Genomic DNA, 12356 nt, shown 5'->3' with positions numbered 1-12356 from the left:
CCCCGCCGCGTCCCCCGGCGGAGCCAACCTTGCCCCCTACTCCAGTAGGGGGTCCAGAGGAAGGCTGGCGCGCACGCTGAATCCGCCGCCCTCAACGGGTCCGGTCGCGGCATGTCCGCCCACCGCTGAGGCCCGTTCGCGGATTCCTTCAAGCCCCAGACCCGCTCCCGGTGCCGGGATGGCATTGGACTCCGGAGGGGCACTGTTGCTGACCGTGATCATCAGCTGCGGCCCCGCAGTGCTGTGCAGAATCTCAAGCTCCACCTCCACCACCGCGCCAGGAGAATGACGCAGCGCGTTGCTCAGCGCCTCTTGGATGATCCGGTATGCGGCAAGCCCCACGGCAGAGCTGGCGCGCGGGACTTGATTCTCCCCAGAGTCGCCCAGTCCCCGGTAGCGAATAGTGGTTCCTGAGGCCCGGGTGGCCTCAATGAGCGAGTCAAGGTCCTCCAGGCCAGGCTCCGGTGCGGTGGGAACGTCATCGTCACCGCGCAGAATGCTCAGCAGCATCCGCATCTCAGCCAAGGCCTGCCGGGATGAGCTGGCGATTTCGCGGAACTCCTGACGCGCGGCGTCGTTGATATCCGGGTTTCGATACTGCGCGGTGGCGGCCTGCACGCTGATGACAGACATGCTGTGGGCCACCACATCATGGAGCTCCCGGGCGATCCGGTTGCGCTCTTCCAGCTCCTTACGACGGCGATCCTGCTCGGCACTGCTGCGCTGGGCAGCTTCCAGGCGCCCGGCGTTGAGGATCCACAGACGAGCCAGCACCCCCAGCAGGACCACTCCGGCACTCACGGAGACAAAAACGATGCCGGTGCTCAAGGCTCCCGGCGGGATCTCCGTAGAGGACAGCAGCAGCGCGCCCAGGGTCACCAGCGCCCCGGCGCACCAGCCGGAAGCCGCGCAGTACCAGGGTGCGGCCAGGGCAGCCACGGCCAGTACCGCGCATTGGGTGATCATCACGGTCACCGGCCAGGGCCATACGGCAACTTCTGCCCCGGCTGTGACCATCATCAGTCCGGCAGACGCAGCCAGGGAGACCCCCAGGCCCGGCCAGACCCAGCGCAACGTCAGAACCACGGACGCACAGTGCAGTCCCACCAGGGCCATGGCCACCGCGGCGTTCACCGAATACACCGCGGAGGTCACCGGCCAGCCCACCGCCAGCAGCACGACGGCGGCGAAACTTGCCCCGATCCAGGACCAGGCGGCGGCACTGAAGGAGACCACCTCAGGGGAGGCCGCGCCGTCGCCTGCCCTTGCGGCACGTGGACGGGAGGATGACTCTGCTGCAATGATGCCGGTGCCGAGCAGGGCGGTGGTCAGTGTGGCATCCAGGATCGCCAGTGCGCGCATCACCGGCGGAATGGTGATGAAGAAGATCAGGCCCACGGCAAAGTGTGCACCGGCGTCGAGCAGGTATTGCCCGGAGGCGCTGTCCGGAACCAGGTCGGCGTCGATGAGCTCCAGCAGCTGCAGGAGGGAACGCTCATCGGGCAGGAAGAGGGACCAGAAGAAATAGGTCAGGCCGGCAGGTGCTGCCGCTAGCCAGACCACCGCCACCACGAAGGTGATCAGCCTCAAGGGGAAGGCGATCAGCATCTCAAACACCAGATCAAGCCAGCGCCGCGGATCTGCCACCAACCGAAGCTTGCCCATCAGCCCGGGTCCTGCGGTCCGGTAGGTGACGACGCCGGGCTCCGTGCCCCAATGCCGCAGTCGGCTGCGTGAAAGCGCGGCGAATGCCGAGGCGATGACCAAGGTCAGCGGCAGCAGCAGAGCACCCAGCCAGACCACTACGGTGGCCAGTGACGTAGAGAGCAGCACCAGCAACAGGCTGAAACTGAAGATAGCTATCGGAAGGCCCGGCAGCACATACGCGGTGTCGCGGCCCACCCGGCGCCAGCTATCGCCCACACGTGTCAGTAGAACGGAAGCGGTCATAACGCCCAGACTAGGCAGCCCAGTTCTTCGCGCACGTCACACCGCAGAGCCAACCCCGGTCTCGGCCGATAGTACTTCCGGGTGAACCTGCGGTCCGGCGCGGGCGCAGAGGACGGTGCCACCAGCGCACTGGGGTAGCTTTGAACCGTGTCCATCACCGATTCAGTCTCCCCCACCGGTTCTGCCTCCTCCCCCGCAGTGCGGGTCCTGATTGTGGATGACCAGTCCATGATCCGCGCTGGTTTCGCAGCGCTGCTGGATGCCCAGCCAGGGATCCAGGTGGTGGGTACCGCGGAGGACGGGGCCGGGATCACCGACATCGTCCGGCGCACCCGCCCAGATGTGGTGCTGATGGACATCCGTATGCCGCGGGTCAACGGACTGGACGCCGCTCGGTCTGTGCTCAGTATGCCTGGTGAACCGCCTCGGATCTTGATGCTCACTACCTTCGACGCCGACGAGTACGTCTTCTCCGCCCTGCGCGCCGGTGCCAGCGGTTTCCTGCTGAAGGATGCCGCCCCGGAGGAACTGATCCACGCAGTTCGGGTGGTCGCCCGCGGGGAGGCGCTGCTGTCACCGAAGGTGACCCGGACGCTTATCGCCGATTACGCGGCCCGACCCGCAGCACCGGCGGCCAGCCGCAACCTGCTGTCCGGGCTTACTGAGCGCGAGATGGACGTGGTACGCCTGGTAGCCCGGGGGCTCTCCAATGCAGAGATCGCTGCAGATCTGTTCCTGGCAGAGCAGACGGTGAAGACCCATGTCTCGCGCATTCTGGCCAAACTTGATCTGCGCGACCGGACCCAGATCGTCGTCGCCGCCTATGAGTCCGGTGTGGTGCGCGCCGGGGAATAGCGCTAAGCCCGCGACGTCGTGAAGTGGTCAGTGATTGAATGAGAGCAACTGTGCTTGACAGCACGGCACCCACAGCCCATCTGACGACGACGGGAAGCGAAGATGACGACGACGCCGGACTCCAGCACCGCGCAGACCCCACAGGCGCCTCGCGCCAAGCAGGTCCCCACTGAACGGACTCACCACGGTGAGACTTTCATCGACCCCTATGAGTGGCTGCGGGAGAAGGAATCGCCTGAGGTGATCAGTCACCTGGAGTCCGAGAATTCCTATACCGAGACGGTCACTGCCGAGCAGCAGCCGCTGCGTGAGGCGATCTTCGCTGAGATCAAGCACCGCACGGTCGAGACCGATCTTTCCGTGCCGGAGCGCCGCGGGCAGTGGTGGTATTTCGCCCGGACTATTGAGGGTGAGCAGCATCCGGTGTTCTGCCGGGTGCCGGTCCAGGAAGCCGTGGCTGGCCTGGATACTGGCGCGGGTGGACTAGGAGCTGGTGGGCACGGTGCTGGTGGACTCGGTGCTGAGGAGATTGTCCCCTCCGAGTTGTCCGCCTGGACTCCCCCGCAGGTGGAGCCGGGTGTCCCGCTGGAGGGAGAGCAGACCTACTTCGATACCAATGCTGAAGCCTCCCAGCACCCGTTCTACTCCCTGGGTGGGATGAGCATCAACGATGCCGGGACTCTGCTGGCCTATTCGGAGGACACCAGCGGGGATGAGCACTACACGCTGCGGTTCCGGGACTTAGAGAGCGGGGAGAATCTCGCTGAAGTGGTGGAGAACGTTCACGGCGGGCCCACATTGGATCCCACCGGTGAGCGCGCCTACTACTTGGTGGCAGATGCGTCCTGGCGTCCGTACCGGCTCTACGAGCACATCGTGGGGACCTCCGCGCAGGAGGATCGGCTGCTGCTGGAGGTGGAGGATGAACAGCTCTGGAGCGCCATATGGCTAGCGGCCGACAAGCGCGAGCTGATCATCTACTCGGGCAACTCCGAGTACAACGAGACCCGCATTCTGGACCTCTCCGAGCCAGGCGCCCAGCCGGTGCTGCTGATCGGCAAGGACCGCGGCCTGGAGCACAATATTGAGCCATTTGAACTCGACGGCGAGCGGCTGCTGCTCATTACTCATAACCAGCACGGGCCGAATAAATCCGTCTCACTGACCACGGCTGGCGCGCTGCTGGATCAGGCCGATAGCGAATCGCTGGACCTGGGACGCACAGTGCTGGAGCACGAGGACACCGTCAAGCTGGATGATTCGGTGACGATCACCGCCGCCCAGATTCTGGTGGCAGCGCGGGTGAACACCATCCAGTCGGTGTACCTGCTGCCGTTGGACACGGTCCGTCAGGTCCGCGATGGCGGCGCTGCAGTGAAGACCTCCTCGCTGGCCGGTCCGCAGTTTGATGAGGAACTGTTCACCTGTTCTGTCTCTCAGGCCGAATACGACGCTCCACTGTTCCGGGTCTCCTATACCTCCTGGCTGACGCCTCCTCGGGTGTACGACATCCCGCATGAACCCGCCGGCGGTTCCGGAGTGGAGCCGTTGCTGCGCCGGGAGACTCCGGTCAATGATGTGGACTTAGATGCATACCGGGCCACCCGGGTGTGGGCCCCAGCTCCGGACGGGGAACACGTGCCGGTGACCGTGCTGCACCACCGCGACGTCGCCCCCGGCGAGGGTGGTCACCCGACGCTGGTCTACGGCTATGGCTCGTATGAGATCAGCATGGACCCGCAGTTCGGAATTGCCCGCCTGAGCCTGCTGGACCGTGGCGTCGTGTTCGCGGTGGCGCATATCCGCGGTGGCGGTGAACTGGGCCGTAAATGGTACGACGACGGTAAGAAGCTGAAGAAGATCAACACCTTCACCGATTTCATTGCCGCTACGGACTACCTGGTGGACACCGGATGGGCAGACCCGGCCCGGGTGGCTGCCCTGGGTGGATCTGCCGGTGGCCTGCTAATGGGCGCGGTGGCCAATATGGCCCCGGAGAAGTACGTGGCGATCCTGGCGCAGGTGCCGTTTGTGGACAACCTGACCTCGATCCTGGACCCCGACCTGCCGCTGTCGGCTCTGGAATGGGAGGAGTGGGGTAACCCGATCACCGACCCCGAGGTCTACCAGTACATGAAGTCCTACTCGCCGTATGAGAATGTCCGGGATACCGAGTACCCGGCCATTGCGGCGGTCACCTCACTGCATGACACCCGCGTGCTGTATGTGGAGCCGGCGAAGTGGGTGCAGAAGCTGCGTGAGCACCAGCAGGCTCAGGAGCCCATTGTGCTGAAGATTGAGATGGACGGTGGCCACGGCGGAGCCTCGGGTCGTTATGAGCAGTGGAAGGACCGTGCGTGGGACTACGCTTTTGCAGCCCACTGGCTAGGAGCCACTGAGCGCAGGTTCTAGCCCCTAGAAAGACTTGTGGCCCCTCACCCGGACATCATCCGGCGAGGGGCCACAAGTTGTGAGCGTGGAAGGGGTAGCTCAGCCCTTGAAGCGCTCGATGGAGCGCTGCAGCTCGGCCTCAGCCTCTTCGCGGCCGGCCCAACCCTCGATCTTGACCCACTTACCGGGCTCCAGATCCTTGTAACGGGTGAAGAAGTGCTCGATCTCCTGCACCAGGAAGTCGTTGAGATCGGAGATGTCCTGGATGTCCTCGAAACGCTTGTCGTCGGGGACGCAGACAAGCTTGGCGTCTCCGCCGCCGTCGTCGGTCATGTTCAGCACACCGATGGGGCGGGCCTCCACCACAACGCCGGGGAAGAGATCCACATCCGGGATGTACACCAGGGCGTCCAGCGGGTCGCCGTCCTCACCGAGGGTGTCATCAAAGTAGCCGTAGTGGGTGGGGTACTGCATGGGAGTGAAGAGCACGCGGTCCAGACGCAGGCGGTGCGTCTCGTGGTCGATCTCGTACTTCACGCGGGATCCGGCGGGGATCTCGATGGTCACATCGCGGACAATTGCCACGCTTCCTCCTTGATCTAGTGGTCAATGACTCACCGCTCAGCGTATAACGCCTGGGCCTAAGTGCGCTTGTTGCCGCTCTCACGCCGCCTGCCGGTTACTGCGTTTTGCTCGGGGTTATTCGCTTTACTCGGGCGAATCCGGACCTGCAAAGTGAACAGTCACGAACAAAGCGGTGACCAGAGTCGGGTTATCCACAGATTTGATGATCCCGTCCCGCTGAAGCGGTAAACGGCGAATACTTCAAACCATGAGTTCACTCCAGAACCGGCCGCCGGCACAGGCTAACGATGGCCCGGCGCGCCTCATCCTCGCAACGCTGCGCGACGACGGCGTCCATACCAGCCGCCAGCTCAGCGACTACGCTCAATCGGGACGGGCTCTTCGGCTACGGCGCGGTGTCTACATCAGCAGGAGGCGATGGCAGGAGGCTCCGCCCTGGACCCGGTACCGTATGGCCACCGCCGCAACAGCACTGGCGCCAAGTCCACCGGTCTTCTGCCACGAGACAGCCCTGATGCTGCACGGGCTACCGCTGCTGAATCTTCCGCCGGCGGTGCTGGTCCGGTCTTCCGGCCCGTGGACAGACGGTACGCGTCGGGTCCCAGCTCTGACTGACACCTGGCCGAATATCCCCACAAAACTGGTGGAAGCTGCGCTGCCCTCGGGCAAGACTCGCCCCCAGATGCGAGCCGAAATAGCCGACGGCAGCACCGAACCACCCTGGATGACACTCCCCGCCAGCGCACTTAGTAGCGTGGAAGGACCGGAAATCTACCGCGTCGAGCCGATGGAGCTTGTGCTGGTGGACACGGTGAGTCGTATGCCGTTCCCTGATGCGGTGGTGGTACTTGATGCGGTGAAACGGCAGGGGAAGGTGAACATTCAGCCTTGGCGGGCGTACTTGCGGTCAGCCCGGCGCAGTGCGTTTTGGGATCGGGTCTGGGACTTCGCCGATGCTCGTTCGGAGTCCGTGTTGGAGTCTGAGTCTCGGGCTGTGCTTCACAGTCTCGGCTTTCCTGCTCCTGATCTGCAGACCGAAGTGCTGACCCATCTGGGCACGTTCCGTCTGGACATGTGCTGGCCTGGGGCGCGCATCGCGGGTGAGGTGGACGGGCGTGTCAAATATGCCGACGAGGCCCTGCGTCTGGGCCGCAGCGCCGAAGAGGTGCATTTCCAGGAAAAACTCCGGCGCGAGGCAATAGAGGAACTGGGCTGGAGGGTGGTGCGATGGGGCAAAGCGGAGTTGCGGGAACCGGAGCGCCTGCGACGCCGTCTGCTCCGGGCCGGGCTGTCTCTTAAGTGACGGGCCTGCCGGCGTCGTCCCGCCGTCTCTCGTTTTACTCGTGGCTGTTCGCATTACTCGCACGAATCCAGGCCTGCAAAGTAAACAGCCACGAGTAAAACGGTCCTGGGAGGGGCGTGCGCTCCTTCCAGAGCGTCCGCAGGTAGAACACCTCTATTCAGCGCAGACCAGCCCTAGCATTGCCGTACGGATGAGGCCCGGGGTGCCGCAGAGCGCCGTGCACAGGCGGTACGCCATTCGCTTCCGACCACACGGGCAGCCACACGTCGCATATGGACCTGTGCAGATTGGCTGGTGCTGCTCACCATCCCGGTTATTTTCCTGGTGGGCTATGGAACTTCCGCGGTCTTCGGTGAAGGCACGCTGCCGGCTGTGCTTGATTACCTTTTCGGCTGCGTCAACGAGTCAGGTGCACAGGCCGAGCCGGTACTCCAGGTTGACCTTGGCCGCGGGCCAATCACTGTTGATCAGGGAGAAGATGACAGTGTCCCGGACTGTGCCGTTGGGGAGGACCTGATGGTTGCGCAGCACGGCTTCCTGTTTGGCGCCCAGTTTGGCGATAGCGGCCCGGGACTGGTGGTTGAACCAGTGGGTGCGGAACTCCACCCGCAGACAGTCCAGGTCCTCGAACGCACGCTGGAGCAACAGCAGCTTGGCTGCAGGATTCACCGCGGTCCCCTGGACGCTGCGTCCCAGCCAGGTTGAGCCGATTTCCAGTCCGCGGTTGGGTGCACTGATATTCATGAAGGTGGTCATGCCCACTGCCTTGTTTGTCTGCGGGTTGATCACCGACCATGGAGCCATCGTCCCTTGACGCTGCAGGTCCAGGCGGCGATCAATCTCTGCGGCCATGGACTCCGGTGCGGGCACCCGGGCGTACCAGGTGCGCCAGAGGTCTCCCTCGGAGACCGCCGCAATAAGGTCATCAAGGTGCTGGTGGCCCAACGGTTCCAAGCGGACATACTGATTGCTGAGCACTTCAGTGGCGGCGAACTCCAAGTCATTCTGCATCGCTTCAGCCTACTGGGGACGCCACCACCTAGAGTGGGGTGAAGCTCAGATTGTTAGCGGGAAAGTAGGCAGGCGTGGCAGCTGAACCGGGTCCGAACTTCACCACCCCACGGCTGCGACTGCGCCCACCTGTGACAACTGACTCAGACTTCGTCCAGGACATGTACTCTCGCGCTGCCGTGATGCGCTTCATCGGCACAGGTCAGATCCAACCGACTAGGGATCAAGCTCTGGATCGGATACAGCGATACCGCCGACTATTCGGTCCGGGGACCGGTGCCTGGCTGCTGGAGGGCATCACCGATGGAGCTCCGCTGGGCTTCGCGCTGTTGAAGCACATCCCCTTCTCAGCTGACATCAGCGAGGCAGACCCCAGCGCCGCCCCAGATGTGGAAATTGGTTGGCATCTGCATCCGGATGCCTGGGGTCGGGGCTACGCGGCTGAAGCCGCCACCGAACTCATTGCCCATGCTCGCCATTGCGGCCATCAAGATCTGGTGGCGGTGACGCATCCGGATAATCACCCCTCTCAGGCGGTGGCCCGCCGCATTGGGATGACCTCAGCAGGTCTGACACAGCGCTATTACGACACCGTCTGTGAGCTGTTCACCCTCACGCTCTGACCCGACTCACCAGGCAGCTGAACGGCTGTACCTAGCTGCCGGGCCAGAGTAGAGGCTGCTGCTTTAGTCCGCGCGGTGACGCTGCGCGCCGGCCGCCCCGACTCAGGGAAGACGGCATTGAGCTGCAGCACATCCCCCATGCGTTGTAAGTCGGTACGCCCGATCAGCTCTGCACCTGAGAGAACGGCCATCACGTAGTGTCCGTATAGACGCTTATCTCGGGGCACATAGGCCTCGAAGGTGTAGTCAAAATCGAAGATCCGACGTGCTCGCCCACGGTCACGAAGCAGCGGGTCGAAGGGGCCGATGAGGCGAGCTTGCCTGACCTCCCCCAGTCCGGCGTCGTCGTAGTCCTCCTCCAGCAGCTGCGGCAGACAGTAGGCGGTCTCCCTCCAGCCCTCTACGGCAACCGGAACAAGACCAGCCAAATCGATGCCATGTGCCGCATCTGTCTTGCTCAGGTGGTAGTGGTGGGCGAAATCAGCCACGGTCATCACCGCCAGACTTCCTGCCGCACGGCGCGCCAGACCAGCGCGCAACTCATCCGGGGGTAGCTGATCAGCCTCCCGCAGCTGCTGCGGCAGAGCGCGCTCAGGCAGATCAAAGAGCCGCACCACGCCCTGCCTGGAGGTGATCACCAGGTCACCCATGCGCACCATGAGTTCTGCTGCCTGCTTGATCTCAGACCAGTTCCACCCGGTGGTGCGCGCTGAGCCCAGAGCCGTTTCGATAGTGCCGATCTGAACACCACGTGGCTGTGAGCCCACGACCTCAATAATCTGAGCGCGGATGGACTCCCCCAGAGTTGGCGCATATCTCTCCCGGAACTTTTGCCGGCGCAGATGCAGCAGCGGCCAATCCTGCAGCGGGAAGACACAGGCCACTTTGGTGAAGGATTCGAAAGAAACAGGTGCTTCTGCAGGCCACAGGGCAGCATCTACTGACTCCGCCCGATATTTCCGGGGCAGCCGGGTCAGACTGGTCAACCGCTGGGCGGTGGAGACCCTGGTGAGCGGATCCAGCTGTATCAGCCCGATACCGCGCAGGACCTCCGCAGCATCCTGGTACTCCCCCGGACCCGCCGGATCAGGGATGTGCTGAGCGGCGACGACGGCGGCACGCACCCACTGCGCAGAAACAGTCACAGGCTTCACTGGCATGGGCTCATCCTTCCACGCGCCGCTGACACACCAGATGCGTGGCGAACAATCAGCTGCCGCTTGGACTATTCAGCGGCTGATTCGCCGGTCTTGTCCCTGAGATGCCGGTCGCTGAGCAACATGAAGTCCTTCAGACGCTCATTGCCGCTGACAGTGACGTTCCACGCAGGCCGCAGAAAATCGTTCTTGGCCATCCGGAACTGCAGCTCCCATTCAGCCTGCTTGCCGTAGGCATCGGCCACGCGGCGGGTCCCGCTGGTGAAGTACCCCAGTGAGACGGACACCCGTTTGGAGGCCTCGTTCCAGTCATAGGCGCCAGATTCGGCGTACTCAGCGCCGAAGTGGTCAAAAGCCCACATCAGCAGCGCCGCGCGCTGCTCTTTGCCGTATCCCTTGCCCTGCTCGTCGCTGCGCAGCCAGCTGGCTGAACCGATAGTGCGCAGCACGCGCCAGTTCTCCGCGAAGGCATCCTGCATCCCAATGAGCGGACCCTCTGAGCCGTCGTCGTTGCGCTTGAACACCGCCAGCATCAGGTACCAAGAATCTGGCCCAATGCTCGAACGTTTGGACCACAGCCAGGTCAGCGAGTTCTTCGCCATATCCTCGGGCGGATTCTCATCCCAGGGAGAGATGAAGGGACTGCGGTCAGTGTTCTTGATTCCCGAGGTCGCTGCCGCCAGGTACTGCGGAAAGTCGGTTTCCCGGATTTGGCGCAGCACAAGACGCGGGGACTCGATGCGCAGACCAAAGGGCGGCCAGATGTCCTCCAGCGAATGGCCCGGATCATCAGCGTTAAGGCGGAACTCTTCCATGAAGCAACCCTACGCCGAGCCGAGAGCTCGTACCGGAACTTTGGAAGAACCAGCTCATAGTGCGGAGAGCTCGAACTCCAGGGTGAAGTTATTCAGCAGAGCCGGCAGGTTCCCCGGTTCCAGTGTGTGGCTGGTCAGCTCAACGTCTCGTTGGCCCAGAATCTGCGCTAAGAAATTGGAGGTCAGCAGCAGGACCAGATGCCGTCCGGGGCAGATGGCGGTGCCGCCGGAGAACGGCACCAACGGCCAGTCAGCCCGGGTGCGCGGCTTATCCCATACCTCGGGTGCGAACCGGTGGGCGAAATCCAGATTGCGCTCATCGCGGTGGAAGAAGGGCGCGAAGATCAGCACCGTCGTGCCAGCAGGCATCACCCCGTGCTCGAACTCCACGTCCCGGGTGGTCTCGCGCAGAATCATCGGTGTGGTGGCCCACAGCCGCAGCGACTCCAGTACCGAGGCGCGCAGCAGCGGCAGCATCGGCGCCTTCTCCTCCTGCCCCTGGGCGATCTGCAGCCGGGCTGCATCGAGCCGGTCAGGATGGCTGGCCAGCAGCGCCAGCGTCCGGAAGCTGGCCATACCTGCAGGGTCGAAGGCGAAGAGCCACTGGGGAATCTGGTTCTCCGGCGAAGACTCACTGCCCATCTCCAGGCTGCTCATAAAGGCAGCGATACTGCCGGGCTCACCCTTGTCCAGGGCAGCCTTGATCTGCTGCAGAAGTGATTCGCGGCCGGTCTTGTCCACCGGCTTGAAGAACGCCCAGTTTCCATCTGCACGCAGCTTCTCGGTCAGCTCCGTCAGCTGCTTGTCATCTCTGTAGGACTCACCAAGTACCACCCTGCGCACTACTTTGAACCAGGCGTCTAGGAAATCCGGGTAGGCCAGCACTCCGCCCTGAGCATCAACTGTTTTCAGCAGCTCGGCAGCTTCCTGCTCTACCACCGGCATGAAACTCTCGGCCATTCGATGGATGGGATGCCCATGATCTAGCGCCTGCTCATTCAGTTTCCGGCGCTGGGTGCGTTCGCCCCCGTGGGAGATCAGCGAGGACTTCGGCTCGAAGTGTTTCAGTGCGTTGCGTTTCAGCATCTCCGCAGGCGCAAAGGGTTCCGGAGACTCCTCAAGAATGCGGTGGACATGCTCAGGATCCAGCACCGTGGCCATGTTCATCCCCGGTATCGAGAGCATCAGCGGGCCCTTGCCGTATTTCTCGCTCATCTTCTGCATGCGCTTGACCGCGCGGGCCTCCAGGCCTAGACGCTCGACGACGCCCACTACCTTCGGGCGCCTGATGATGGGCCCCTTAGCAATCGTCGGCAATTCAACTTCGCTCAGGATGGCCAGAGTTTCCAGTGGATTCGCGTGAGGCAGCGGATTGTGAACTGCGGTGGCGGGGGCGGAATGGGCCGCCTCCACAGGGCGCATACTTCCGGTGGTGGGTCGGTTGTGTTCAGGGCTCATGGGTCCAGCTCTCTTCGCAGTGCGTACTCATGGGTCCGCGCATCTGGGGCCGTACCATTCGGCGCGCGCTATGCCCACAGAACCAAACTGACCTGGACAGTCGCTGTGACAATCGCCGACGACCTGCTCAGCGCCACAGGCTGAGGGTGTTACACAAGTCTCACCCTGGATTATTATGAGCTGAATCACTCAGTCGTTCTCTGGAGGC

At 63.3% G+C, this 12356-nt stretch carries 10 protein-coding genes; 4 read left to right on the top strand and 6 right to left on the bottom strand.

Annotated elements, in window-relative coordinates; genetic code table 11:
• Positions 1–36: 36 nt before the first annotated feature.
• Entirely contained in the window at positions 37–1950 is a 1914-nt protein-coding gene (locus tag ABEA23_RS07020; protein ID WP_345477356.1) for a sensor histidine kinase, read from the bottom strand.
• 147 nt (positions 1951–2097) lie between these two features.
• Here ABEA23_RS07020 and ABEA23_RS07015 point away from each other — a divergent pair, with 147 nt between their 5' ends.
• Positions 2098–2805 (top strand): response regulator, encoded by a 708-nt coding sequence (locus tag ABEA23_RS07015; RefSeq protein ID WP_345477355.1) that lies wholly within the window; start codon positions 2098–2100, stop codon positions 2803–2805.
• 102 nt (positions 2806–2907) lie between these two features.
• Entirely contained in the window at positions 2908–5217 is a 2310-nt protein-coding gene (locus ABEA23_RS07010; protein ID WP_345477354.1) for a S9 family peptidase, read from the top strand.
• A 78-nt stretch (positions 5218–5295) separates the two neighbouring features.
• Here ABEA23_RS07010 and ABEA23_RS07005 read toward each other — a convergent pair whose 3' ends face one another.
• Positions 5296–5775 carry an inorganic diphosphatase gene (locus tag ABEA23_RS07005; RefSeq protein WP_345478638.1) on the bottom strand — a complete coding sequence of 160 codons (480 nt, stop codon included), beginning with the start codon at positions 5773–5775 and terminating at the stop codon, positions 5296–5298.
• A gap of 253 nt (positions 5776–6028) precedes the next feature.
• Here ABEA23_RS07005 and ABEA23_RS07000 point away from each other — a divergent pair, with 253 nt between their 5' ends.
• A complete protein-coding gene (locus ABEA23_RS07000; RefSeq protein ID WP_345477353.1) occupies positions 6029–7084 on the top strand; it encodes a hypothetical protein in 1056 nt (351 codons plus the stop codon).
• A 405-nt stretch (positions 7085–7489) separates the two neighbouring features.
• Here ABEA23_RS07000 and ABEA23_RS06995 read toward each other — a convergent pair whose 3' ends face one another.
• On the bottom strand, positions 7490–8095 hold the full coding sequence (locus ABEA23_RS06995) for a GNAT family N-acetyltransferase (RefSeq protein ID WP_345477352.1): 606 nt from the start codon (positions 8093–8095) through the stop codon (positions 7490–7492).
• Between the two features lie 74 nt (positions 8096–8169).
• Between ABEA23_RS06995 and ABEA23_RS06990 the strand changes: the two genes are divergently transcribed.
• Positions 8170–8718 (top strand): GNAT family N-acetyltransferase, encoded by a 549-nt coding sequence (locus tag ABEA23_RS06990; RefSeq protein WP_345477351.1) that lies wholly within the window; start codon positions 8170–8172, stop codon positions 8716–8718.
• Here the strand turns inward: ABEA23_RS06990 and ABEA23_RS06985 are convergent.
• The 3 genes from ABEA23_RS06985 to ABEA23_RS06975 all read right to left on the bottom strand — a co-directional run bounded on the left by ABEA23_RS06985 (position 8679) and on the right by ABEA23_RS06975 (position 12148).
• Entirely contained in the window at positions 8679–9878 is a 1200-nt protein-coding gene (locus ABEA23_RS06985; protein ID WP_345477350.1) for a DNA glycosylase AlkZ-like family protein, read from the bottom strand. The genes ABEA23_RS06990 and ABEA23_RS06985 overlap by 40 nt on opposite strands.
• A 65-nt stretch (positions 9879–9943) precedes the next feature.
• Positions 9944–10690 (bottom strand): GNAT family N-acetyltransferase, encoded by a 747-nt coding sequence (locus tag ABEA23_RS06980; protein ID WP_345477349.1) that lies wholly within the window; start codon positions 10688–10690, stop codon positions 9944–9946.
• A 54-nt stretch (positions 10691–10744) separates the two neighbouring features.
• Positions 10745–12148 carry a cytochrome P450 gene (locus ABEA23_RS06975; protein ID WP_345477348.1) on the bottom strand — a complete coding sequence of 468 codons (1404 nt, stop codon included), beginning with the start codon at positions 12146–12148 and terminating at the stop codon, positions 10745–10747.
• Between the last annotated feature and the right edge of the window lie 208 nt (positions 12149–12356).

Source organism: Nesterenkonia rhizosphaerae, assembly GCF_039544555.1.
In the GTDB taxonomy this organism is placed as follows: Bacteria; Actinomycetota; Actinomycetes; order Actinomycetales; family Micrococcaceae; genus Nesterenkonia; species Nesterenkonia rhizosphaerae.
The sequence above is the reverse complement of the archived record's forward strand: the minus strand, read 5'-3'. Positions and strand labels throughout refer to the sequence as shown.

What these genes read in the sequence shown, in the direction of transcription:
- ABEA23_RS07020 (WP_345477356.1), bottom strand. Translation starts at nt 1,950, where the DNA reads ATGACCGCTTCCGTTCTACTGACACGTGTGGGCGATAGCTGGCGCCGG.
- ABEA23_RS07010 (WP_345477354.1), top strand. Translation starts at nt 2,908, where the DNA reads ATGACGACGACGCCGGACTCCAGCACCGCGCAGACCCCACAGGCGCCT.
- ABEA23_RS07000 (WP_345477353.1), top strand. Translation starts at nt 6,029, where the DNA reads ATGAGTTCACTCCAGAACCGGCCGCCGGCACAGGCTAACGATGGCCCG.
- ABEA23_RS06995 (WP_345477352.1), bottom strand. Translation starts at nt 8,095, where the DNA reads ATGCAGAATGACTTGGAGTTCGCCGCCACTGAAGTGCTCAGCAATCAG.
- ABEA23_RS06985 (WP_345477350.1), bottom strand. Translation starts at nt 9,878, where the DNA reads ATGCCAGTGAAGCCTGTGACTGTTTCTGCGCAGTGGGTGCGTGCCGCC.
- ABEA23_RS06980 (WP_345477349.1), bottom strand. Translation starts at nt 10,690, where the DNA reads ATGGAAGAGTTCCGCCTTAACGCTGATGATCCGGGCCATTCGCTGGAG.
- ABEA23_RS06975 (WP_345477348.1), bottom strand. Translation starts at nt 12,148, where the DNA reads ATGAGCCCTGAACACAACCGACCCACCACCGGAAGTATGCGCCCTGTG.